The organism is Aliiruegeria lutimaris (assembly GCF_900099935.1).
Lineage (GTDB): Bacteria > Pseudomonadota > Alphaproteobacteria > Rhodobacterales > Rhodobacteraceae > Tropicimonas > Tropicimonas lutimaris.
In genome coordinates this window covers 88,557-111,071 of the sequence record NZ_FNEK01000005.1, presented here as the reverse complement: position 1 = coordinate 111,071, position 22,515 = coordinate 88,557, and the positions used below count along the sequence as shown (strand labels likewise).

The following is a 22,515-nucleotide window of genomic DNA, read 5'->3' as shown; positions in this document are numbered from 1 at the left end:
CACCACTGCCCGCCGCAGCTACGAGGGAAAGGATGCGTGCCGGCCCTCAGGGGAGGTTGGGGCCGGCACGGCGATCAGGACGATCAGAAGAGATAGTCCTTGTAGGTGTCCTTGTCGGCCAGAACCATGCCATTGCCGAAGACAAGCAGCCCGTCGCCCGGTCCAGGCTTCACGGAGACCTTCTCGTAGCCTTCGACGCCGAGATCCATCCCGTCGACGATCTCGCCGCCGGCCAGCAGGGTCTTGGCAACCGAGTTCATCGCCATGCCGGCCTTCTGCGGATCCCAGAAGCCGATCGCGGTGATGGCGCCGGAGTCGAGATAGGCAGCAGACGGGTTCGGCAGACCGGTGCCCACAAGGCAGACCTTGCCGGCAAGCCCGGCTTCCTCGATGGCGCGGCCGATGCCGAGCACGTCATTGCCGGCGGAGCTCTGGAAGCCCTTCAGGTCGGGATGCTTGCGCAGGAGTTCCTTGGCCTTGTCATAGGTCAGGTTGGCATCGTCGAAGCTCTCGTTATTCGGGTCGACCAGTTCCATGCCGGGGTATTTCGCGGCGTTCTCTTCGCCAGCGCCGACCCACTGCATATGGGTGCGCGAGCCGAGCGAACCGACAAAGGTCGTCCACTTGCCTTCACCGCCCATGCATTCAGCCAGGCGCTCGTTCATCGAGGCACCGTAAAAAGCGTTGTCGAAGGCTTCGACGTCGACCATCGTGTTCTTCTGGTTGTCGGCCTCATGGGTGACGACGATGGTGCCACGATCCATGGCGCGCTTGAGGATTCCTTCGATGATGGCCGGATCCATCGGCACGACGGCCAGCGCATCGGTGCCCTTGGCGACCAGGTCGTTGATGATCTGGAGCTGCTGGGCGGAATCCGCAGTCGAGGGGCCGACCTGCGTGATATCCATGTTCGGGTTGGCTTCGGCGAATTTCTTGACGCCGGTTTCCATGCGGTCGAACCACGGAATGCCGCTGATCTTGACGACCGTGGTGATCGACTTGCCGTCCTGAGCAAGTGCGCTCGTCGAGACCATCCCCATGGCCGCGACAGCGGCAGCCACAATGAGGCTCGTATTTTTCAGACCTTGTTTCATGAGATCTCCTCCCAAGAGATACCGATACATTAAAGAGTTGTCCCTCTGGTTCATGGCTTCGGGGCGTGAGGGGATCGCCGCGAAGAAAGCAGGTCCGCGAAATGCTCCACGAGGGCGAAGCGATTGACGAAGAGGAAGAAGAGCAGCAACGCCCCCCAGGCCAGGTCGCGGACGAAATTGGAAAGGCCGATGAAGTTCAGCAGGCTGGACATCAGCTGAAGGATGATGGCCGAGAGCACGACATTGATCACCCGGCCGTAACCGCCATCGGGCTTCACCCCCGCCATGACGGCGATGAGGATGGCAATGAGCAGGTAGGTGGTACCGTAATCCCACTTCACGTTGACATTGCGCGCGGCAATGATGGCGCCCGACAGGCCGGCGAGCAGGCCGGAGAGCGCATAGGTCACGGTGACGATCCGAGCCCGGGCAAATCCGCTGAACTTAGCCGCTTTCTGGTTGGCGCCCGTCATCATCAGTTTCACGCCGTATGGGGTGTAGCGCAGCACAACCCCGAGGATCGTGGCGGTGACGATGAAGAGCATGAAGCTCCACGGGATGCCGAACACATAGCCGTTGCCCAGTTCATAGAGCGGTCCCGGCGCCCCGATGCGTACCGCGCGTCCGTCCGACAGCACCACCGTCACACCGGTAAAGAACATCTGCGTGCCGAGCGTACAAAGGATCGGCGTGATCCCCAGCCGGGAGATGATCAACCCGTTCAGCGTGCCCCCGATCAGGCCGACCACCGCACAGCCGAGGATGAAGGTGATCGTGAAGGCTACCGGTGCCTCGTCGACGGGAAAGAACTGCAACGCGAAGAGACCGGAGGCGACGCCGGCCATGTTGGCCATGGCGATCCCCGAGAGGTCGATCCCGCCATTGCCGGCACACATGGCCAGCATGACACCAATGGCCAGCAGCCCGAGTTCCGGCACCTGGTTGGCCATCGACTGCAGGTTGAACAGGGAGAGGTAGGTGCCGCCCGACAGAAATCCCCCAATCGTGAGAAGAACCACGATGAGCGTGACGAGCAGGACAAAATTCCCATCCAGCTTGCGCATGCTCCCCTCCCTTTTAGTGAACATTGCATTCTGTTTAGTAAATCGCTATCATTAAGTTTAGGTTCGTTCAACGCATTTTTTAGTGAACAGGCGCGTCGAGAAGCAGCAGGCTTGGAAAAAGTTGCTGCCCCGGTGTACGAACAGCGACCAAAGCAGAGAGGTGGTATCGCAAGGGCATGGAAACTGAGACGAATAAGCCGGCCACGCTGCGTCAGGTCGCCGATCTGGCGGGTGTCTCGGCCGCAACTGCCTCGCTGGTACTGAACCGGAAAGGCGAGATTTCGGAGGCCACGCGGACGCGCGTTTTTCGGGCGATGCACGAACTCAACTATGTTCCCAGGGGGGAGCGGCCGCGCAGCGAGCTCCAGGGCAACGATTCGCTCAACACCATCCGTTTCCTGAAGATCGCCCGCCACGGTCAGACCGTGAACCGCGACCACAACGTCTTCATTTCCGATTACATCGACGGCATGTCCTACGAGGCGACCCGGCGAGACTACACGCTGCAGGTTGTCAGCCACGAAAACGCAGATGTTTCGGAGATTCTGGCCGGTCTCGACGGTTCGGAGCCGCGCGGGATCATCGCGCTCGGAACGGAGTTTTCCGACGAGGACGTGCGGGCCATTCTCGACTGCGGCCTGCCCAATGTCATCATCGACACGCACCGCCCCTTCATGCCCGGAAACTTCGTGGACATGGACAACGACCAGCTCGTCTACCGGGCGCTCGATTATCTCATGCAGAACGGCTTCCGCCGGATCGGAATGGTCGGAAGCTACAGCTCGGTGATGAACTTCCGGCTGCGCTACGATGCCTTCCTGCGTGGCATGGCCGAGCATGGGCTGGAAGTGGAGCAGTCCAACATGCTGTCCGTCGCCTCGACGATCGAGGGCGCCTATGCCGATTCGCTCGAACAGCTGGCAGCGGCGGAACACCTGGCCGATGCCTTTCTCTGCGCCAATGACATTATCGCCTTCGGCTTTATCCGCGCCCTGCGCGAGCGCGGCCTGTCGGTTCCCTCGGATGTTTCGGTGATCGGGATCGACAACCTTCCCACTGCAGCCTTCTTTGACCCGCCACTGACCTCGCTCGACGTGCCGAAACGAAAGATCGGCGCCATGGCGATCCGGATCCTTGATGACCTCATCGCCGGCAGCGAGGCGGAACCGCCGGTCAAGGTGCTCGTCGCGGGCGATCTGGTGCTGCGCCACAGTGTCCGGACATTGGACAGCGAAAGCTGACTGCAACTGCCGCGCCACAATCCGCCTTCGTGACGGGAAATGTCGTTATTCGGCCGCAAGAAACGGGTTGGCTGTATTAGGTCTGCGGAGAACCGGACGGGAGTGCCATGTTTCTGAGCGTATTCGATATCTTCAAGATCGGCATCGGCCCGTCTTCCTCGCATACCGTCGGACCGATGGTTGCGGCCAGCCGTTTCCTGGAATCGCTCCGGCGCTCGCCATTTCACGCGCACGGGCTGCGCGCCTCGCTGCACGGCTCGCTGGCCTTTACCGGCGTCGGCCATGCGACGGACCGGGCCGTCATTCTGGGCCTGGCCGGGTTCGAACCGGCAAGTTACGACGCAGATGCGGCCGAAACGGCGCTCGTCGCGATCCGCGCGGAGCATTCGTTGACCCCTCCGGGGCTGGGCCCGTTACGCTTCGACCCGGAAGCCGATCTGGAGTTCGACTATGGTCCGCCCCTGCCCGGCCACGCCAATGGGCTGATCCTGATGGCGACAGACGCCCAGGGCGACGTGATCCTGAAAGAGACCTACTACTCCATCGGCGGCGGCTTCGTGGTGACTGCAGGAGAATTGGACCGCGACACCAGCCCGGAAGCGGAAATCGCCGTGCCGTATCCCTTTCGCTCAGCGGCGCAGATGCTGGAAATGGCTCGCAGCTCCGGCAAGAGCATTGCCCAGATGAAACGGGCCAACGAGATCGCCCATCATGGGTATGCGAAGCTGGAGCAGGGGCTGGACAGGCTCTGGCAGGTCATGTCCGACTGCATCGAGCGTGGATTGGCGAGCGAGGGCACCCTGCCCGGCGGCTTGAATCTCCGGCGCCGGGCGCCCGGGCTGCACAAGGCCCTGCTCAACGAACGCGGCTTGAACCTCGCCCCGCCGCATTCGGTCAATGACTGGATCAGCACTTATGCCATGGCGGTCAACGAGGAGAATGCCGCCGGCGGGCAGGTCGTGACGGCGCCGACCAACGGTGCCTCGGGCGTGCTGCCCGCGGTCATCCGCTACTGGCTCGACCATATCCCGACCGCTGCCCCCTCGCGACTGCCGGATTTCTTCCTGACCGCCGCCGCGATTGGCGGGCTGGTCAAGACGAACGCTTCGATCTCCGGTGCCGAGGCCGGCTGCCAGGCCGAGGTCGGCAGTGCCAGCGCCATGGCCGCTGCCGGGCTGGCCGCCGTGATGGGCGGCACACCCGAACAGATCGAAAACGCCGCCGAGATCGCGCTGGAACATCATCTCGGCATGACCTGCGACCCGGTGCGCGGGCTGGTGCAGGTGCCCTGCATCGAGCGCAACGGGCTTGGCGCGATCAAGGCTGTCAGCGCGGCATCGCTTGCCCTGCGTGGAGACGGAATGCACCTCGTGCCCCTGGATGCCTGCATCGAGACCATGCGCCAGACAGGCCAGGACATGTCCCACAAGTACAAGGAAACCTCCCTCGGCGGACTGGCGGTGAACATCCCGAATTGCTGAAAGCGGCGTCACAACGCGCTTTCCCATGCGATCTGCCCGGCATAGCTTGCGCCGCATGGATCGCGACAGCCCCCTCCTTGGAATCACCCTCATGCTGGGCTTCTGCATCCTGGCGCCGCTCGCCGATGCGACCGCCAAGCTGATCGGCGCCGCGATTCCCCTCGGGCAGCTCGTCCTTGTGCGCTTCGCGATACAGGCGCTGATCCTCTGGCCGCTCTTTCGCCGTGGTGGGCACAGGCTGTCCTTGCCGCCACGCCTATTCGGGAGGATCCTGTGGCGCACCCTGCTGCAGGTGGCCGGCATTGCGACTATGGTGTTCGCCTTGCGGCACCTGCCCCTGGCCGATGCCATCGCCATCGCCTATGTCATGCCCTTCTTCATGCTGCTGCTCGGTCGGTTCGTCCTTCAGGAGCAGGTCGGTTCCCGGCGCCTCGTGGCCTGTATCGTCGGCTTTGCCGGCACGCTCATGGTCGTGCAACCCGCCTTCGCCCAACTCGGCTGGGTCGCGCTCCTGCCGCTTCTCGTCGCGGTCGAATTCGCGCTTTTCATCCTCGTCACCCGCCAGATCTCCCGCGAGATCGCCCCGATCCCGCTACAGGCCATCACCGGATTGCTCGGCACGGCACTGCTCTTTCCCGTGATCCTGCTGGCCGAGGGCAGTGGCATTGCCGAACTGGACCCGGTCGAGCCAACGTTACGCGAAGGCCTTCTGCTCGTCGCACTCGGCATTCTGGGAACCCTCTCCCACCTACTGATGACCTGGGCGCTCCGTTTCGCACCAGCGGCCACGCTGGCCCCAATGCAATATCTCGAAATCCCGTTCGGTGCCCTCTTCGGCTGGCTGATCTTCGCCCAGTTTCCGAACGGGCTAGCACTGGCCGGGATATGCGTGGTGATGCTTTCCGGGCTCTATATTATCTGGCGGGAGAGAATGGCGTCGCGCGCTCCAGCGCGCTGATGGCAAGGTTGAGCGACGCGCGCGGCACGATCACCAGCATTCCAGGGCGATCGAAAGCGAGCGAAACCGGCCCCCCATGCCCGGCGCGAACATGGTTCGACGTACCGATCACGCCATTCGGCGTCATGTCCAAACCGTCGATTTCCCAGTTCAGGCCGCGCGAACGTCCAGAGACCGGCGCCATGGGAAAGAGCGACACCCGGCTCAACGGTGCAAGCGGCAACTCCAGCTCACACGGCGCCGCGAAAACGACATCGTGCTTTCCGACAAGGATGCATCGCCGATCGAAACGCCGCGCCAACACGTTAAAATTCGCCAGCTGATGATCGACTCGCCGACCGAGGAACCCCACGCCCAGAATCAGCGGCGCATCGATATTGCGCAGCGCCTTGTCGAAATCCGTGCTGTCTTGATCGGAGACCTCGTGGAACCGTCCTACTGGCACGTCAGCCCGAATCCTGACCGGAATCGAGTCCATGTCACCGATCACGGCGACGGGCGCGAAACCATTTTCCATCGCGAAAGTCGCCCCACCGTCCGCCGCGACAAGAGAAGGCGCCAGCCTTAACGCCTCCCTAAGATCCTTCAGATTAACCTTGCCACCGCCTAGAAGCGTAACCGCGCAGGATTCGGAAACAATGACATCATTCATGCTGCTATTGTCCATTTTTCCTTCGCGTAGCCACATTATCGCCCGGAAATGATACTCTTAATTTCTTGGAGTCGTTCTCATTCCGGAACCAATACATGGTAAACCGGTAGGGCTGGTATAGAAAGAAAGCGATCAAAGATATGGTAGGCTCCAACAAAATTTTGACAGTCTCCTACGGCACCTTTTCGTGCACCCTCGAAGGTTTCGACGATTCCTTCGGCACGATGAAGGCGATCGCCGAGTATTTCCGCAACCTGGCGGCCGAAGACCGCTATTTCGGAGCGGAACCGCCGACACCGGATGCGGAGATGCTCCAGAGAATTGTGGAGAAGGAAATTCACCGCCGGGTAGAGGCGCGGGTTAGCGAACAGGGCATCACTCTGAAGGCCGCCGAAGACGATGGCGCAGCGCCCGTCGTCCAGCCCGAAACCGTAACCCCGATCGCTGAAGCCCCGCCGGCCGAAATGGTCGCCGAGAGCTTCGTTGAGCCGGCAGAACAGGAAGTTTCCGCGGTCACGGAGCCGCAGGAGGTTTCGGTCGCCGAAGAACCAGCAGCCGACATTCCTGCAACCACCGCCGAACAGGAGACGCCATTCGTCACCGCGACGGAAGCGCCGGTCGAAACGGCCGAAACAGAGGCCGAGCCGGGACCGCTTCCCGAACCTGTGTTCGCCGAGCCAGTCGAGGCCGCTCCGTTCGTCCCCGCATCGGCCCCTGCGGAGAGCCTTGCCGAGAAGCTTGCCCGCATCCGCGCCGTCGTGGCCCGGTCGCGCCAGGTCGAAGAAATCAAACCGCAGGAGCCGCCTGCCGAGGTTTCCCTGCCTGAGCCATGCGAAGAAACAATCGCCGAGGCACCGGAACAGACGGCTGTAGCCGCTGACGAGAGTATGCCTCTCACCTTGACAGAGCCCATAGCCGAACTTCCCATGGCCGAGCTTCCGATTGACGGGCCTGATTTTGCCGAACCTCCGGCTGCGGAGCTTCCGATCGTCGAGGCCGCAAACGAAGAGCAGCCTTCGGCAATGGTCGAGGAGTTCGTCGAGATCGAAACTGCTCCCGAAGAGTTCACCACCGACACCGCATTTGCGGAATTCCTCGAAGAGGCGCCGGTTGATGAAATCGCGGTGGAGACCGCCGATTCGCCTGTTCTGGATGAGCCGGAAGTCGCTGAGGACAGCCTCGAAGCAGAAGAGGTGTCTGCCTACGAGGAAGAAATGCCTCGCAGCAATGTTATCCGTGTTCGGAAGCAGTCACTCATGGCATCGCTCCGGGCCGCGCTCTCCGAGAAAGAGGACGAGACGGCTGTGGATGACACGGCACTGAATGACGATATCTCCGTGCCGGACCTGGTCGAAACCGCGGAGGCGACGGTCGAAATGCCGATGCCCGAGCAGCCCGTTTCGCTGGATACGGAAGAGACGTTCGAGCCGGAAACGATCGAGGCCGAGGACGTCGCCGAGGCGTACGCAACCGAGCCCGAGCAACTGAGCGAACCATCGGCGTCCGGCCTTTCTCCGGATGAAGAGGCAGATCTTCTGCGTGAACTCGAAGCCGTGGAACGGGAAATGGCAGCCGACTCGGCCGAGATCGCCGCGCTGGAAACCGAAAGCCAGGCCGAAGCCCTCCGGGCTCTGGACGGACAAGACACGCCTGCCTCCACCGAGTTGGAATCGCTTGAACAGGAACTCTCCGCTCTGGCTTTCGCGTCGCATAGCGCTTTTGCCGAACCTGTAACCGGGGTCGATACGCACGACGACGCCGAGGTGATTACCCAGGAGACCGAAGAGGAAACCTTTGAAGAGGCCGAGAAGCCGGTCGAGACAGTTGCTTTCCGTGCCGTTGAGGACACCACTGCACCCGTCGGTGACGAAGATGATGACCAACTGGCCGAGGCCGTCGCCAGGGTCGCACAGTCCTCGGAGGAAGAGACCCGTGCGGAAGCGGCCGCCGAACGCCGCGCCCGTGCCCTCGGGCAGGAACATGACGAGAACCACAATGTCTCGCGCCTGATGGACGAGGCCGACAACAAGCTCGCGGGCCCGGAACTTCGCCGCCGCCGTTCGGCAATCGAACATCTCAAGGCCGCTGTCGCCGCGACCAAGGCAGAAGGACCGCGCAATCGGGACGATGACGGGGATACGCTGCCGTATCGGGACGATCTGCGCGCGGCTGTTGCCACTTCGCTGCAATCGCAGAAACCCGATGCGGACGCCACCCTGCCTCCGAAAGCCGAACTTGAAGCACAAGAGGCAGCCGACAAGCTCGACTTCACCGCGATCAAGCCGGAGCACGAAAACGAACAGCCGGTGTCCGAGGACGCTGCCCCCAAGCCGGCTGAGCCCGTGCGGCCGCGTCGCCCTGCACGGTCAGAACTGCGTGACAGAGAAATCACCCGCCCCGTGACGACATCGGAACGGCTCAAAGTCGCCCCCCTGATGCTGGTCTCGGAACAACGTGTGGATGACGACGCGGAGGCGAAACCGCGCGAGCCGGCAAGCGTTCAGCCCGTGCGCCCGCGCCGAGTGACCGCGGGCCGGATGGTCTCCGCTGCCGCCGAGAAGGCGCCTTCCGAAAACGAACTGGAAGAGTCCTCGCGCAGTTCTATGGTTTCAAGCGATCGCGAAGCCGCCGGAATCTTCGCTGAGAGCACCACTTTCGAAGAGTTTTCGGAACGGATGGGCGCTCGCGGACTGGAGGAAATGCTGGAATGCGCCGCTGCATATACGTCTTACGTGCAGGGTCGGACACATTTCTCGCATCCCGAAATCATGGATGTCGTCCGCCAGGCCGAAGGGCAGGAAGATCTGCGCCGCGAAGACAGTCTGCGGAGCTTCGGCCAGCTTCTCCGCCAGGGGAAAATCCAGAAGCTCGACCGGGGCCAGTTCACGCTTTCTCAAGCTTCCAGGTATAATCCGGAACAGCGCAGCGTAGCGCTCTAACCGCTCGAAGAAGCCGATTTCGTAACGAGTAATGGGCGGGGTGCCGAGAGGTACCCGCCCTGTTTTGCTTTTGACAGCGTCCCTTTTTCAGCGCTCGTTATTCTTGCCCTTCTCAGACGCGTCACTGGTCGATTTGTCGGGATCGGCTTGCCCAATACCCCTGAAAACGAAGCGAAACGGAAGCGCCCAAGCGATTCCCAGCCCGATATAGACCAGCAATTCGATCCAGATCGACGGCCGGTCGATCCAGTTCATGATCGTGACCGCCAGCACGACATAGGCGGGCATACCCACCAGAAGGATGACAAGCGACCAGCGGCGGCGGGCTTTGTAGCTCAGCGCCATGTCAATCCGCGAAGGGATCGGTGACCAGGATCGTGTCGTCCCGCTCCGGCGAGGTCGACAGAAGCGCGACCGGGCAGTCGATCAACTCCTCAATCCGGCGAACATATTTCACCGCAGCACCGGGCAGATCCGCCCAGGACCGCGCACCCGCTGTGCTCTCGCTCCAGCCTTCCATCGTCTCGTAGATCGGGGTCACGCGCGCCTGTTGGTCGGCCGCCGTGGGCAGGTAATCCAGTATCTTGCCGTCCAACTCGTAGGCGACGCAGATCTTGAGTTCCTTGAGCCCGTCCAGCACGTCCATCTTGGTCAAGGCGATGCCGTTGACGCCGGACAGGGCGCAGGTCTGGCGCACCAGCACCGCGTCGAACCAGCCGCAGCGACGCGAGCGCCCCGTCACGGTACCCTTCTCGCGACCGACGGTGGCGAGATGCTCGCCGACCGAATCGAACAGCTCGCAGGCAAACGGTCCTTCACCGACGCGAGTCGTGTAAGCCTTGACGATACCGAGGACGAAATCGATCGAACCCGGTCCCATGCCGGTACCCGAAGCCGCGGAACCGGAGATCGTGGTCGAGGAAGTCACGAAGGGATAAGTGCCGAAATCCACGTCGAGCAGCGAGCCTTGCGCGCCTTCGAACAGGATGCGCTTGCCGGCCTTGCGGGCGGTGTTCATCTCGCGCCAGACCGGCTTGGCGAAGGGCAGGACCTTGGGCGCGATTTCGCGCAGATCGGCCATCAGCTTGTCTACATCGACCGGCGGCAAACCCAGCCCCTTGCGCAGTGCATCATGGTGCACCAACAGGCGGCCGACGCGGGTCTGAAGCGTAGCTTCGTCGGCAAGGTCGGCAACGCGGATCACGCGGCGGCCCACCTTGTCCTCATAGGCCGGTCCAATACCGCGGCCGGTCGTGCCGATCTTGGCGACGGAACTCTGCGCCTCGCGGCCACGGTCCAATTCACCATGCAGCGGCAGGATGAGCGGAGCGTTCTCGGCGATCATCAGGTTGTCGGGCGTGATCTCGACACCCTGCTTGGCCAGTTTCTCGATCTCGGCCACAAGCGCCCAGGGGTCGAGAACCACGCCATTGCCGATCACCGAGATCTTGCCCTTGCGCACGATGCCCGAAGGCAGCAGCGAAAGTTTGAAAACCTCTCCATCAATTACCAGGGTGTGGCCAGCGTTATGCCCGCCCTGGAAGCGCGCGATCACATCGGCCCGTTCGGAAAGCCAGTCAACGATCTTGCCTTTACCTTCGTCGCCCCATTGGGCGCCGACAACGACAACATTGGCCATATCCATCTCCTCGACTGACCGGAAAACCCGCGCGTGTATAGCGGCCCTGACGCAGGGCGCAAACCACCTTTCTGACGCAGAGGGCGGCAAAGCGGCCGAGCGGTCCCTTCAGGGGTTGCGACCGGGCGGGCTTGCATTTAGATACCGCCCATCCGAATTCGAGGCTCCGTGCATGGAAAACGTCATCCTGATCGTCCACCTGATTCTGGCTCTCAGCCTGATCGGCATCGTGCTGTTGCAGCGCTCCGAAGGGGGCGGGCTCGGCATGGGTGGCGGCGGGGTGATGTCCGGCCGCAGTGCAGCCACCGCGCTTGGCAAGCTCACATGGGCACTTGCCATTGGTTTCATCATCACTTCCATCACGCTGACCATCCTGGCTGCCGCCAATACCGAGGGCGCCTCGGTGGTGGACCGGATCACGGACGCCCCCGCCCCGGTGGCGGAGACCGCGCCGGTCGAGAGCGGGACGAATGGTGAAGATCTGCTGCCGCCCGCTCCGGGTGGCAATGCGCCGCTGCTACCGCAGGCTGCTGAATAACCTGCGACCTTCTGGTCACAAGGCTTTGCCTGCACCCGAAATTCGGCAACATCATCTTGGGGTGCTGTTGCCCCGTCACGGCGAATGCTCTAAGCTCTGAGTCCCGTGATGGTGCGATTTTTCGAGCACCTTTCAGCTGCTTCAACTGGCGTTTTGCGCGAGCAGGAACGCTACAGATCACGGGGGTCGGCCAAGCATGGCACGGTTCATCTTCATCACAGGCGGCGTCGTGTCGTCCCTTGGCAAGGGTTTGGCATCGGCGGCACTAGGCGCGCTGCTTCAGGCCCGTGGTTTCTCCGTCCGCCTGCGCAAACTGGACCCCTACCTTAACGTAGATCCGGGCACGATGAGCCCGTTCGAGCATGGCGAGGTCTTCGTCACCGATGACGGGGCGGAAACCGACCTCGATCTAGGCCACTACGAGCGTTTCACCGGCGTTGCCGCCCGCAAGACCGACTCGGTCTCCTCCGGGCGGATCTATTCCAACGTGCTGGAGAAGGAACGCCGGGGAGACTATCTCGGCAAGACGATCCAGGTGATTCCTCACGTCACAAACGAGATCAAGGACTTCATCGCCATCGGCGAGGACGAGGTCGACTTCATGCTCTGCGAAATCGGAGGCACGGTCGGCGATATCGAGGGGCTGCCCTTCTTCGAGGCGATCCGGCAATTCGCGCAGGACAAGGCACGCGGCCAGTGTATTTTCATGCACCTGACGCTGCTGCCCTTTATCAAGGCCTCCGGCGAGCTGAAGACGAAGCCGACGCAACACTCGGTCAAGGAGCTGCGCTCCATCGGCCTTGCGCCGGACCTGCTGGTCTGCCGTTCCGAGGGCCCGATTCCGCAGAAGGAGCGCGACAAGCTGGCGCTGTTCTGCAACGTCCGTCCGGACGCCGTGATCGCCGCGCAGGACCTCAGCTCGATCTATGACGCTCCGCTGGCCTATCACCGCGAAGGGCTCGACCAGGCGGTACTCGATGCGTTCGAAATCTCGCCCGCACCGCGCCCGATTCTTGATCGCTGGGAAGACGTCTCCGACCGGGTGCACAATTCCGACGGCGAAGTTCGGATCGCCATCGTCGGTAAATACACCCAACTTGAGGACGCTTATAAGTCCATCGCCGAGGCGCTTACCCATGGCGGCATGGCCAACCGGGTGAAGGTCAAGGCCGAGTGGATCGACGCGGAGATCTTCGAACGCGAGGATTGCGTACCGCACCTGGAGCCATATCACGCGATCATCGTGCCGGGCGGCTTTGGCGAGCGTGGCACCGAGGGCAAGATCAAGGCGGCGGAGTTTGCCCGTACACGCAATGTGCCCTATCTCGGTATCTGCCTTGGCATGCAGATGGCCGTGATCGAGGCCGCACGTCATCTGACCGACATGACCGATGCCGGCTCGGAGGAATTCGACCACGAGGCCGGCAAGAAGCGCTTCACCCCCGTTGTCTACCACCTGAAGGAATGGGTGCAGGGCAATGCCAAGGTCGAGCGTGCGGTCGATGACGACAAGGGCGGCACGATGCGGCTGGGCGCCTATGATGCCGTGCTGGCAGAGGGCAGCCGTGTTGCCGAGATCTATGGCACCACCAATATCGACGAACGCCACCGCCACCGCTACGAGGTGGATATCCGGTACAAGAAGCAGCTTGAGGAGAAGGGGCTGACATTCTCCGGCATGTCCCCCGATGGCCGTCTGCCCGAGATCGTCGAGATCAAGGATCATCCGTGGTTCATCGGCGTGCAGTTCCACCCGGAACTGAAATCCAAGCCTTTCGAGCCGCACCCGCTGTTCCGCGATTTCATCCGCGCAGCGAAGGAGAACAGCCGGCTGGTGTGATCGCCCGTCCTGAAATATCCAACGCCCCGACCTTGGCCGGGGCGTTTTCTTTTGAAACTGTCGCGCTCAGCCCATCAATTTGAAGACAGACGGGTCCGGCCCGGTCCGCGCGCCGAAATCGAGCGTCTTGATCGCTTCCATCTCTGCATCGGTCAGCTCGAAATCGAAGATGTCGAGGTTTTCCGCCTGCCGCCCCGGATTGACCGAGCGCGAGATCACCGCGTGACCAAGCTGCAGATGCCAGCGCAGCGTTACCTGCGCCGGGCTCTTGCCGGTTCGCCTGGCGGCGGCGGCAATTGGCTCGGAGCCAAAGGAGCGGCCATTTCCGAGCGGCGTCCAGGCCTGGGTCACGATGCCAAGATCGGCATTTGTGGCGCGCAGTTCCGGCTGTTGAAGTTCCGGGTTCACCTCGATCTGGTTCAGCGCCGGGGTGACTCCGGTTTCGGCGACAACCCGGTCCAGATGTTCGGCATTGAAGTTGGACACGCCGATAGACCGGACCAGCCCCTTCTCGCGCATCTCGATGAAGCTTTCCCAGGTCTCGACATAGAGATCCTGGCTCGGCACCGGCCAGTGGATCAACACGAGATCGAGCTGTTCCACTCCAATCAGCTTCAGGCTCCGATCCACCGAAGCGCGCGCCTTGTCGCGGCCCTGTTCGTGGTTCCAGACCTTGGTGGTGATGAAAACATCCTCGCGCGCGACGCCGGAGCGACGCAGGCCTTCGCCCAGCCCCTCTTCGTTCTTGTAGAAATAGGCGCCGTCGATCAGCGGGTAACCGAGGCGAAGTGCGCTCTCCACCGCGTCAGCGGCCGCGGCGGGTGGAACCTCCCAGATTCCGAAGCCGAATTGCGGGATGGTGTAACCATCGTTCATCGTGATTTTTGGGATTTTTGTCATGCCCGCCTCCTGTCAGGTCAATCGATTGAGCGCACTATGCACCTTCGGCCTCGGCGGGGCAAGGCAGACTCGTCCACGCAAAACAGAACGAGCGCCGCGGCATCTGCCCGGCGCTCGTCCCGATTTCCTTGCGCTAACGCGGCCAGTGTCAGCCGGCGGTTGCCGCTTCCTTCGCCTCCTGCGAAATCCGCGTGGCTTCCTTGCCATGGACTTCCTGATAGTGATCGAATGCCGCCTCGTACCACGCCGTGCCCTGCGCCGCGCCGCCAAGCGCGCGGGACAGTTCACTCAGCGAGGAATCCGGCAGAAGCGCGTGGAAAATGTCCCAGCCTTTCGCGTCCGGATTCGGGTCAAAGCCCAGCACCTGCCCCTTGAGCGAGGAGACCAGAGTCACGATGGCGCCGGAGAAGACCGATGGCACGTGAATGTCGACCTTGTCGATCGGTTGCAGAAGCACCGGCGAGGCATCGTTCAACGCTTCCTTGACACAGGCCTTGCCAGCGGTGCGGAAGGCGAAGTCGGAGCTGTCTACTGAATGCGCCTTGCCGTCCAGCAGCGTCACGGAGACGTCGATCACCGGGAAGCCCAGCGGCCCCTGCGTCATCGCATCCTTGGCGCCGGCTTCAACCGAGGGGATGTAGTTGCGCGGCACGGCGCCGCCCTTGACCACCTCGTCGAAGGAGAAGCCCTCGCCCCGCGTCTGCGGGCCGATCTTCATCAGCACGTCGGCGAATTGCCCGGCACCGCCGGACTGCTTGCGGTGGCGATACTGGTGCTCGACGGCCTTGGAGATCGACTCGCGATAGCGCGCGGCAACCTCCTCGGTCTGGGTGGACACGCCGAAATCGTCGTCCAGCAGCGCCTGCACCCGCCGAAGATGCATCGGCCCCTGGCAGCGCACCATCGCATGGCCGCTCGCCTCGTCCTGCTCCACCGTCAGGCCGGGATCGATCTCGGCCACGCGGGCCAGCGCCGACGACAGGCGCGCATCGTCCTTCTCGTGCACCGGCGTCACCAGCGAGGCAAAGCTCGGCGGGTGGCCGCGGGCCCAGTCATCCATTTCTTCCGTCCCGTCCGCCGTGAAATAGCTTCCGGCGTTCAGGTGATCCGATTTGACGGCGATCCCGATGAAGCCTGCTTCGACTTTCTCGACCGGGTGCTTGGCGTCGAGCCCGCTCAGGTTGCCGACATTCGCGCCGCCCAGCGGCGCGTTGGCCGCGACCGGGGCACTCAGCGCCCGTATCAGAACCGCCTTGCCCATATGCTTGCGGTAGGTGGCAATGACGCCGGCAGCCACCGCGTTGGTGCCCAGACGTTCAAGTGTCTTGTCGACGGAGGGCGCCTCGTGGCGAAGCGATTTCATCAGGCGGGTGATGCCGTTGCGCCCGCTGGCCGAACCGAGGAAGGCCGGGATATCGTCGTTTTCCCGCAGCACGGCCGTCGCCACGTCGTAGACTTCGTCGCGCGGCGGCGCCTTGTCCTCGATGAGTTCTTCCAGAAGGTGGTCATCGAAATCCGACAGGTGTTCGAGCAACTCCGCGCGCGCTTCCTGCTCGCGCTCCATCACTCCTTCGGGAATCTCGATCAACTGTGAGGGCTCGCCGGGCTGGAATTCCCAGGCGCGTTCCGAAATCAGGTCCACGGTGCCAACGACCTCGCCATTCTCGCGGATTGGCACCTGGCGCAGGATGATCGTGTGATTGGCATAGGCCTGGAGGCCGGCCACGATGTCGCGCACACGATTGTCGCTCGCGTCCATGCGGTTGATGAACAGAATACAGGGGGTTCCGCTCTCCTCTATCAGGCGCAGATAGGGGGCACAAAGCACCGCCGCCTCCGGCTCGGGCGGCACGCAAAGGATCGCGGCATCTGAGGCGGCCAACGCCTCGCCCGCATAGCCGAGATACTCGGCACCGCCGGCGACATCGAAGGCCGCCCAGGGTTCACCCAAGTAGGTAAATTCCGACACGCCAAAGAACTCGGTCATGTCGGACCGGACCGGTTTGGAATCCAAACTGCTCAAGGCCTCGACCAATGTCGTCTTGCCCGAATTGGACGGGCCGAGAACTGTGAAACAACGCATGTCAGGTTTCCTCCAAACTTTGCCGGTTTGGCGGCCCCTGACCCTTTTGCGCGGACCGGCCCGCCCTGGCGGACGGACCTCCCCGGATCCCGCGCGGTCTGGTGCCGCCGTCTGATCCTGCCGCGGATCCTGTTCCCTTTTGTCGTCATGGACGGGAAAGCAATAAACGCGCGGCCCCCAAGTATTCCGCTCGCATATGCGGGAAGGTCAAGGGCTTCCGGGTAGATTTGGCTGCGACATTCCCGTGCCGAAACCCTGTTTACGCTCGCGGTAGCGCCTTTAATCTGCCAGTACGGCACATCCGGTCGCGTTCACGGACGCGTGAGCACGGCCCGGATACACATTCGGCAACTTGAATTTGTAAACTGGTTAGTTTAGATTTGGCCAAGGCCCGATTCACCGGGTAAATTCGAATGCCGATCTCCCAGATGGATCGGACCAAATACAGGGAAACGTACAATGACCAAGAACATGGGGTCTGCCGACCGCATCGCCCGCGTCGTGATCGGCGTCGTACTGCTGATTCTTGCCTTCAGCGCAGGCTGGAGCACGCTCTGGACAGCGATTGCCGCCATTGTCGGCCTTGTCATGCTGGCCACCGCCGCCATGGGCTATTGCCCGCCCTACGCCATTCTCGGCATCAAAACCTGCAAGCGCGACAACGCCTGACCCATGGAAATCGTCAATTTCACGCCTCTGGCGTCTCTGTTCGGGGGCGTCCTCATCGGGTTGGCCGCAGTCCTGCTGATGGCAGCTATTGGCCGGGTCATGGGCGCCACCGGCATCCTGTCGGCCGCGATCTTTGCCGAGGACGACCGTGCCTGGCGGTGGGCTCTGCTCGCCGGCATGATCTCGGGTCCAGCCTTCTATCTCATGGTGACAGGCGACTGGCCGGAAATCACCGTGCCAGTTTCCACCCTGGCGCTGATCGTGGGCGGCTTTCTCGTCGGTCTCGGCGTATCCTACGGCTCGGGCTGCACCTCCGGGCACGGCGTCTGCGGCCTTGCCCGCCTCTCGCCGCGCTCCTTCGTGGCGGTGCCGACTTTCATGGCAACGACGGCGCTCACTGTCTATGTCGTCCGCCACGTGTTCGGAGGCTGACCAATGCGCCTGATTTCCGTTTACCTGATCGGCCTCATCTTCGGTGTCGGGATCTCCATATCCGGCATGGCCAACCCCGAAAAAGTGCTGAACTTCTTTGACTTCGTTGGCACCTGGGATCCTTCGCTCGCCTTCGTCATGGGCGGGGCTGTCGTGGTCGCCTTCTTTGGCTACCGCTTCGTGCTGAAGCGTGAGGGTCCGACCTTCGATCATATCTTCCACGTGCCGCAGAACCGTTCCATCGACCTCAAGCTCGTCGGCGGCTCGGCCGTGTTCGGCGTCGGCTGGGGGCTATCCGGCTTCTGCCCGGGCGGCGCACTGCCCGCGCTCGGAACCGGCCGCTGGGAGGTGATCCTTTTCACCGTTGCGCTGATCGGCGGCATGGGCGTGGCCCGTTATATCAACACCCATTACGACAAGCGTTTCCAGACACCGGGCGGCCCGGACCTGCACCAGCCCGCAGCCCACGGCCCGATCGACCACGCCCCCAAGGGGCCGATGCCGGAACACACACACAACTGACTTTCAAGGAGGAAACCATGGATTACCCCGTAGACATGTCCGTGAAGCCCGAAGTTACCGGCTTTTTCGACCCGTTGACCCACACGATTTCCTATGTCGTGAAGGACCCGAGCTCGAATTCCTGCGCGATCATCGATTCCGTGATGGATATCGACTACGCCGCCGGCCGGATCACCTATGAGCACGCCAACGAGCTGATCAAGTTCGTGGAAGACAACGATCTCAAGTTGGAATGGCTGATCGAGACCCATGTCCATGCCGACCACCTCTCGGCCGCGCCCTATATCCAGAACAAGCTCGGCGGCAAGATCGGCGTCGGCGAGCACATCATCACCGTGCAGAACGTCTTCGGCAAGATCTTCAACGAAGGCACAGAGTTCCAGCGCGACGGCTCGCAATTCGATGCGCTGTTCAAGGATGGCGACACCTACAAGATCGGCACGATGGATGTCTTCGCCATGCACACGCCCGGCCACACCCCGGCCTGCATGGTCCACGTGGTGGGGGACGCGGCATTCGTGGGCGACACGCTCTTCATGCCCGATGGCGGCTCTGCGCGCGCCGACTTCCCCGGCGGCGATGCGGCGACACTCTACGATTCCATCATGAAGGTGCTCGCCCTGCCCGACGAGATGCGGCTCTTCATGTGCCACGATTACGGCCCCAATGGTCGCGAGATCAAATGGGAGACCACCGTGGGCGATGAGAAAAAGCACAACATCCACGTCGGCGAGGGCAAGACGAAGGAAGATTTCGTCAAGTTCCGCACCGAACGCGACGCCACGCTCGCCATGCCGAACCTCATCATCCCCTCGTTGCAGGTCAACATGCGGGCGGGCGTGATCCCGACCGATGATGACGGCAACCCGATGCTCAAGGTTCCGGTCAACGGCCTCTGAGTCCTATAACAAGAAGATGATGGTCACCGGGGCGCGGCAATGACGCTCCGGGGCATCCAGTGGTGGAGGAAGCCCGCGAGATGGAAATCAAGAGACTGACCGATGCGCTCTCGGTGACGCCGCAGATTGCGCCCGAAGACGTGAAGAAGATCAAGGATGCGGGTTTCCGCGCCATCGTCTGCAACCGCCCCGATGGCGAGGGCAACGATCAGCCGACCTTCGAGGAAATCGAGATGGCGGCGAAGGAAGTGGGGCTGGAATGCCTCTACCAGCCGGTCACCTCGGGCATGGTTCTGGATGAACAGGCCGTCGAATTCGGCAAAGCCCTTAGGGCGCTGCCCGGCCCGGTGCTGGCCTATTGCCGGACGGGCACGCGCTGCACCACGCTCTGGTCGCTCAGCCATGCCAAGGACATGTCTGCCTCGGACATCCTGGCCACGGCCAAGGCGGCGGGTTACGACATGGGCGGCGTTGTCCGCCGGATCGTCAATGGCGGCAAGACGCCGACCGATACGGGCGACGCCAAATTCGACGTCGTGATCGTCGGCGGCGGCGCGGGTGGCATCTCGGTCGCCTCCTCGCTCAAGAGCCGGATGCGCGATCTGAACATCGCGGTCATCGACCCGGCCGACATCCATTATTACCAGCCCGGCTGGACCATGGTCGGCGCCGGCGTGTTCGACCCGGCCACCACCGCACGCACCATGGGCAGCCTGATCCCGAAGGGCGTGCACTGGATCAAGAGCGCCGTTGCCGCTTTCGAACCGCATGACAACGCCGTCATCCTCGATGGCTGCCGGGTGGTGAAATATGACCGGCTCATCGTCTGCCCGGGAATCAAGCTCGACTGGCACGCGATTGACGGGCTGGTGGACACGCTGGGCAAGAACGGCGTGACCTCGAATTACCGCTACGACCTTGCGCCCTACACCTGGGAACTGGTGCAGAATCTCAAGAAAGGTCGCGCTCTCTTCACCCAGCCGCCGATGCCGATCAAATGCGCCGGCGCGCCGCAGAAGGCGATGTATCTCTCGGGCGACCACTGGTTCCGCGAGGACGTCCTGAAGAACATCGACATCCAGTTCATGAACGCCGGCGGTGTTCTCTTCGGTGTGAAGGACTACGTGCCCGCGCTGATGGAATACGTGGAGAAATACGACGCCACGCTGAATTTCTTCCATAACCTCGTCGCCATCGACGGCCCCGGCAGGAAAGCAACCTTCGAGGTGAAGAAGCCCGACGAGGAGCCGACCACGATCGAGGCGGAGTTCGACATGATCCATGTCTGCCCGCCGCAGACCGCGCCGGACTTCATCCGCGTCTCGCCGCTGGCCGATGCCGCGGGCTGGGTCGATGTCGACCAGATCACGCTGCGCCACAAGCAGTACGACAATATCTGGTCGCTCGGCGACGTGATGAACGCGCCCAACGCCAAGACCGCCGCGGCAGCCCGGATGCAGGCGCCCGTCGTGGCCGCCAACGTGACAGCCGACATCCTCGGCGGCAGCCCCCAGGGCGCCTATAACGGCTACGGCTCCTGCCCGCTCACCGTGGAGCGCGGCAAGATCGTGCTGGCCGAATTCGGCTATGGCGGAACGCTGATGCCGATCCTGCCGAAATGGCTCATCAACGGCACCAAGCCCACGCGCGCAGCCTGGATCCTCAAGGAAATGCTGCTGCCTCCCGTCTACTGGGGCGGCATGCTCAAGGGCCGTGAATGGATGGCCAAGCCGGAGAAGATCACGGTCGAAGCCCCCAAGGTCTGATAGCTCGCCGGCGCGCTCACGGGCGCGCCGGTCATTCGCTTTTTCAAGGTTTTCCCCATGCCCCCGTTTCTCCGCCGATACTTGCCCATTCTAGACTGGGGCAGCCAATACACGCGCCAGACCTTCGAGAGCGACGCGCTTGCCGCCGTGATCGTGACGATCATGCTGATCCCGCAATCGCTCGCCTACGCGCTGCTCGCGGGCCTGCCTGCGGAGATGGGCCTCTATGCCTCGATTCTGCCGCTGGTGGCCTATGCGATCTTCGGCACCTCGCGGGCGCTGGCCGTGGGGCCGGTGGCAGTGGTCTCGCTGATGACGGCGGCAGCGGTGGGCAATTTCGGGCTGACCGACCCACGCGCCATCGCGCTCGCCGCGATCACGCTGGCCTTCATCTCCGGTGCCTTCTTGACCATAATGGGCCTGCTGCGGCTCGGTTTCGTGGCCAATTTCCTGTCGCACCCGGTCATCGCGGGCTTCATCACCGCCTCGGGAATCCTGATCGCCACCTCCCAGCTCAAGCATGTCCTCGGCGTACAGGCCTCGGGCCATAACCTGATCGAGACACTGGGCCACCTGCTCGGCAATCTCGGCCAGACGAATTTCTGGACGCTGATCATCGGTGTCACCGCCACCGCCTTCCTGTTCTGGGTCCGCAAGGGGCTAAAGCCGCTGCTGCTGAAATCCGGCGTCAAGCCGCGCCTGGCGGATGTGCTGACCAAGGCCGGCCCGGTGGCGGCCGTGGTCGTGACAACGCTGCTCGCCTGGATCTTCGGCCTTGCCGATCGCGGCGTTAACATCGTCGGCGACGTACCGCGTGGCCTACCGCCGCTTTCGGCTCCCTCGGCGGATTGGGAAATGTGGAAAGCGCTGATCGGCCCGGCGATCCTGATCTCGATCATCGGCTTCGTCGAATCCGTCTCCGTGGCCCAAACGCTCGCCGCCAAGCGGCGCCAGCGCATCGATCCGGATCAGGAGCTGATCGGGCTCGGCACCTCCAATATCGCGGCCTCGCTCACTGGCGGCTACCCGGTCACGGGCGGTTTTGCCCGCTCGGTGGTCAATTTCGATGCCGGCGCCGAGACCCCCGCCGCGGGCGCCTTTACCGCCATAGGCATCCTGCTGGCGGCCCTCCTGCTCACGCCGTTGCTGTATTTCCTGCCCACGGCGACGCTGGCCGCGACAATCATCGTCGCCGTGCTGTCGCTCGTCGATTTCTCGGTGGTCAGAGATGCCTGGAAATTCTCCAAGCCAGATTTCTTCGCCGTCTCCGCCACCATCCTGCTGACCCTCGGCATGGGCGTGGAGGTCGGCGTTTCGTCCGGCGTGGTGCTGTCGATCTTCCTGCATCTCTACAAGACCTCGCGCCCGCATGTGGCCGAGATCGGGCTGGTGCCGGGCACGCATCATTTCCGCAATATCTGCCGCCACAAGGTGATGACCGACCCTGCGATGGTCACGCTGCGCGTGGATGAAAGCCTCTATTTCGCCAATGCGCGTTTCCTGGAGGACTACGTCTATGACCGTGTCGTGGGCGACACGCAGCTCAAGCACGTGGTGCTGAATTTCCCGGCGGTGAACGAGGTGGACCTCTCCGCACTGGAGTCACTGGAGAGCATTCTGCACCGACTCAAAGATATGGGTATCAAGCTGCACCTGAGCGAGGTAAAAGGCCCGGTAATGGACCGCCTGAAACGCAGCCATTTCCTTGAAGAGATGAACGGCCGGGTATTCCTGTCGCAATATGACGCTTACATGGCCCTGTCCGGCAACGCGACATTGAGCGAAGCAGCCGAATAAC

Annotated in this window: 19 protein-coding genes; 12 read left to right on the top strand and 7 right to left on the bottom strand. The window is 62.6% G+C overall.

Features of this window, described 5'->3' with window-relative positions; genetic code table 11:
* Nucleotides 1–83: 83 nt before the first annotated feature.
* Both BLR85_RS04270 and BLR85_RS04265 read right to left on the bottom strand, forming a co-directional pair.
* Nucleotides 84–1,094 (bottom strand): substrate-binding domain-containing protein, encoded by a 1,011-nt coding sequence (locus tag BLR85_RS04270; RefSeq protein WP_068312135.1) that lies wholly within the window; start codon nt 1,092–1,094, stop codon nt 84–86.
* Nucleotides 1,095–1,144: 50 nt separating this feature from the next.
* Complete coding sequence (locus BLR85_RS04265; RefSeq protein WP_093150228.1) at nt 1,145–2,158, bottom strand: ABC transporter permease; 1,014 nt, start codon at nt 2,156–2,158, stop codon at nt 1,145–1,147.
* A gap of 176 nt (nt 2,159–2,334) precedes the next feature.
* Between BLR85_RS04265 and BLR85_RS04260 the strand changes: the two genes are divergently transcribed.
* From BLR85_RS04260 to BLR85_RS04250, 3 genes are all read left to right on the top strand, one after another.
* A complete protein-coding gene (locus BLR85_RS04260) occupies nt 2,335–3,399 on the top strand; it encodes a LacI family DNA-binding transcriptional regulator (RefSeq protein ID WP_093150224.1) in 1,065 nt (354 codons plus the stop codon).
* Between the two features lie 107 nt (nt 3,400–3,506).
* Nucleotides 3,507–4,880: an L-serine ammonia-lyase gene (locus tag BLR85_RS04255; RefSeq protein ID WP_093150219.1), complete on the top strand. Its 1,374-nt coding sequence runs from the start codon at nt 3,507–3,509 to the stop codon at nt 4,878–4,880.
* Between the two features lie 55 nt (nt 4,881–4,935).
* The gene (locus tag BLR85_RS04250; protein WP_093150215.1) at nt 4,936–5,838 is read left to right on the top strand and encodes a DMT family transporter; all 903 of its coding nucleotides are present in this window, start codon (nt 4,936–4,938) and stop codon (nt 5,836–5,838) included.
* Here BLR85_RS04250 and BLR85_RS04245 read toward each other — a convergent pair.
* On the bottom strand, nt 5,795–6,526 hold the full coding sequence (locus tag BLR85_RS04245) for a thiamine diphosphokinase (protein WP_342028768.1): 732 nt from the start codon (nt 6,524–6,526) through the stop codon (nt 5,795–5,797). The two genes, BLR85_RS04250 and BLR85_RS04245, sit on opposite strands and share 44 nt — an antisense overlap.
* 125 nt (nt 6,527–6,651) lie before the next feature.
* Here BLR85_RS04245 and BLR85_RS04240 point away from each other — a divergent pair, with 125 nt between their 5' ends.
* Nucleotides 6,652–9,429, top strand: coding sequence for a hypothetical protein (locus BLR85_RS04240; protein ID WP_139188302.1), 2,778 nt, complete (start codon nt 6,652–6,654; stop codon nt 9,427–9,429).
* A gap of 87 nt (nt 9,430–9,516) precedes the next feature.
* On the opposite strand, the gene BLR85_RS04235 is transcribed toward BLR85_RS04240, so the two are convergent.
* Together BLR85_RS04235 and BLR85_RS04230 are read right to left on the bottom strand one after the other, a co-directional pair.
* Nucleotides 9,517–9,774, bottom strand: coding sequence for a DUF2842 domain-containing protein (locus tag BLR85_RS04235; protein WP_093150207.1), 258 nt, complete (start codon nt 9,772–9,774; stop codon nt 9,517–9,519).
* Nucleotide 9,775: 1 nt separating this feature from the next.
* Nucleotides 9,776–11,068 carry an adenylosuccinate synthase gene (locus BLR85_RS04230; RefSeq protein WP_093150203.1) on the bottom strand — a complete coding sequence of 431 codons (1,293 nt, stop codon included), beginning with the start codon at nt 11,066–11,068 and terminating at the stop codon, nt 9,776–9,778.
* 172 nt (nt 11,069–11,240) lie between these two features.
* Here BLR85_RS04230 and secG point away from each other — a divergent pair, with 172 nt between their 5' ends.
* Both secG and BLR85_RS04220 read left to right on the top strand, forming a co-directional pair.
* Nucleotides 11,241–11,606, top strand: coding sequence for a preprotein translocase subunit SecG (gene secG / locus BLR85_RS04225; protein ID WP_093150198.1), 366 nt, complete (start codon nt 11,241–11,243; stop codon nt 11,604–11,606).
* A 196-nt stretch (nt 11,607–11,802) separates the two neighbouring features.
* Entirely contained in the window at nt 11,803–13,446 is a 1,644-nt protein-coding gene (locus tag BLR85_RS04220) for a CTP synthase (protein ID WP_093150194.1), read from the top strand.
* Between the two features lie 66 nt (nt 13,447–13,512).
* Here the strand turns inward: BLR85_RS04220 and BLR85_RS04215 are convergent, their stop codons facing one another.
* Both BLR85_RS04215 and BLR85_RS04210 read right to left on the bottom strand, forming a co-directional pair.
* Nucleotides 13,513–14,346 (bottom strand): aldo/keto reductase, encoded by an 834-nt coding sequence (locus BLR85_RS04215; protein ID WP_093150190.1) that lies wholly within the window; start codon nt 14,344–14,346, stop codon nt 13,513–13,515.
* Between the two features lie 148 nt (nt 14,347–14,494).
* Nucleotides 14,495–16,429: an elongation factor G gene (locus BLR85_RS04210; protein WP_093150184.1), complete on the bottom strand. Its 1,935-nt coding sequence runs from the start codon at nt 16,427–16,429 to the stop codon at nt 14,495–14,497.
* Nucleotides 16,430–16,888: 459 nt separating this feature from the next.
* On the opposite strand from BLR85_RS04210, the gene BLR85_RS04205 reads away from it, so the two are divergent.
* The 6 genes from BLR85_RS04205 to BLR85_RS04180 all read left to right on the top strand — a co-directional run bounded on the left by BLR85_RS04205 (nt 16,889) and on the right by BLR85_RS04180 (nt 22,514).
* Complete coding sequence (locus BLR85_RS04205; protein ID WP_093150174.1) at nt 16,889–17,098, top strand: YgaP family membrane protein; 210 nt, start codon at nt 16,889–16,891, stop codon at nt 17,096–17,098.
* A 3-nt stretch (nt 17,099–17,101) separates the two neighbouring features.
* Nucleotides 17,102–17,530 (top strand): YeeE/YedE family protein, encoded by a 429-nt coding sequence (locus tag BLR85_RS04200; protein WP_093150171.1) that lies wholly within the window; start codon nt 17,102–17,104, stop codon nt 17,528–17,530.
* Between the two features lie 3 nt (nt 17,531–17,533).
* Nucleotides 17,534–18,052 (top strand): YeeE/YedE family protein, encoded by a 519-nt coding sequence (locus tag BLR85_RS04195; protein ID WP_342028767.1) that lies wholly within the window; start codon nt 17,534–17,536, stop codon nt 18,050–18,052.
* A gap of 17 nt (nt 18,053–18,069) precedes the next feature.
* Nucleotides 18,070–18,951, top strand: a complete 882-nt coding sequence (locus BLR85_RS04190; protein ID WP_093150167.1) for an MBL fold metallo-hydrolase — start codon at nt 18,070–18,072, stop codon at nt 18,949–18,951.
* Nucleotides 18,952–19,031: 80 nt separating this feature from the next.
* Nucleotides 19,032–20,717, top strand: coding sequence for a bifunctional protein tyrosine phosphatase family protein/NAD(P)/FAD-dependent oxidoreductase (locus BLR85_RS04185; RefSeq protein WP_093150162.1), 1,686 nt, complete (start codon nt 19,032–19,034; stop codon nt 20,715–20,717).
* Nucleotides 20,718–20,774: 57 nt separating this feature from the next.
* On the top strand, nt 20,775–22,514 hold the full coding sequence (locus BLR85_RS04180) for a SulP family inorganic anion transporter (protein ID WP_093150158.1): 1,740 nt from the start codon (nt 20,775–20,777) through the stop codon (nt 22,512–22,514).
* The last annotated feature ends 1 nt before the right edge of the window (nt 22,515 follow it).

Excerpts from the sequence above, each read along its gene's own strand:
- BLR85_RS04210 (WP_093150184.1), bottom strand. The coding sequence starts at position 16,429 with ATGCGTTGTTTCACAGTTCTCGGCCCGTCCAATTCGGGCAAGACGACA.
- BLR85_RS04190 (WP_093150167.1), top strand. The coding sequence starts at position 18,070 with ATGGATTACCCCGTAGACATGTCCGTGAAGCCCGAAGTTACCGGCTTT.
- BLR85_RS04185 (WP_093150162.1), top strand. The coding sequence starts at position 19,032 with ATGGAAATCAAGAGACTGACCGATGCGCTCTCGGTGACGCCGCAGATT.
- BLR85_RS04250 (WP_093150215.1), top strand. The coding sequence starts at position 4,936 with ATGGATCGCGACAGCCCCCTCCTTGGAATCACCCTCATGCTGGGCTTC.
- BLR85_RS04260 (WP_093150224.1), top strand. The coding sequence starts at position 2,335 with ATGGAAACTGAGACGAATAAGCCGGCCACGCTGCGTCAGGTCGCCGAT.
- BLR85_RS04255 (WP_093150219.1), top strand. The coding sequence starts at position 3,507 with ATGTTTCTGAGCGTATTCGATATCTTCAAGATCGGCATCGGCCCGTCT.
- BLR85_RS04200 (WP_093150171.1), top strand. The coding sequence starts at position 17,102 with ATGGAAATCGTCAATTTCACGCCTCTGGCGTCTCTGTTCGGGGGCGTC.
- BLR85_RS04265 (WP_093150228.1), bottom strand. The coding sequence starts at position 2,158 with ATGCGCAAGCTGGATGGGAATTTTGTCCTGCTCGTCACGCTCATCGTG.
- BLR85_RS04215 (WP_093150190.1), bottom strand. The coding sequence starts at position 14,346 with ATGACAAAAATCCCAAAAATCACGATGAACGATGGTTACACCATCCCG.
- secG (WP_093150198.1), top strand. The coding sequence starts at position 11,241 with ATGGAAAACGTCATCCTGATCGTCCACCTGATTCTGGCTCTCAGCCTG.
- BLR85_RS04220 (WP_093150194.1), top strand. The coding sequence starts at position 11,803 with ATGGCACGGTTCATCTTCATCACAGGCGGCGTCGTGTCGTCCCTTGGC.
- BLR85_RS04235 (WP_093150207.1), bottom strand. The coding sequence starts at position 9,774 with ATGGCGCTGAGCTACAAAGCCCGCCGCCGCTGGTCGCTTGTCATCCTT.
- BLR85_RS04270 (WP_068312135.1), bottom strand. The coding sequence starts at position 1,094 with ATGAAACAAGGTCTGAAAAATACGAGCCTCATTGTGGCTGCCGCTGTC.
- BLR85_RS04230 (WP_093150203.1), bottom strand. The coding sequence starts at position 11,068 with ATGGCCAATGTTGTCGTTGTCGGCGCCCAATGGGGCGACGAAGGTAAA.
- BLR85_RS04205 (WP_093150174.1), top strand. The coding sequence starts at position 16,889 with ATGACCAAGAACATGGGGTCTGCCGACCGCATCGCCCGCGTCGTGATC.
- BLR85_RS04245 (WP_342028768.1), bottom strand. The coding sequence starts at position 6,526 with ATGTGGCTACGCGAAGGAAAAATGGACAATAGCAGCATGAATGATGTC.
- BLR85_RS04195 (WP_342028767.1), top strand. The coding sequence starts at position 17,534 with ATGCGCCTGATTTCCGTTTACCTGATCGGCCTCATCTTCGGTGTCGGG.
- BLR85_RS04180 (WP_093150158.1), top strand. The coding sequence starts at position 20,775 with ATGCCCCCGTTTCTCCGCCGATACTTGCCCATTCTAGACTGGGGCAGC.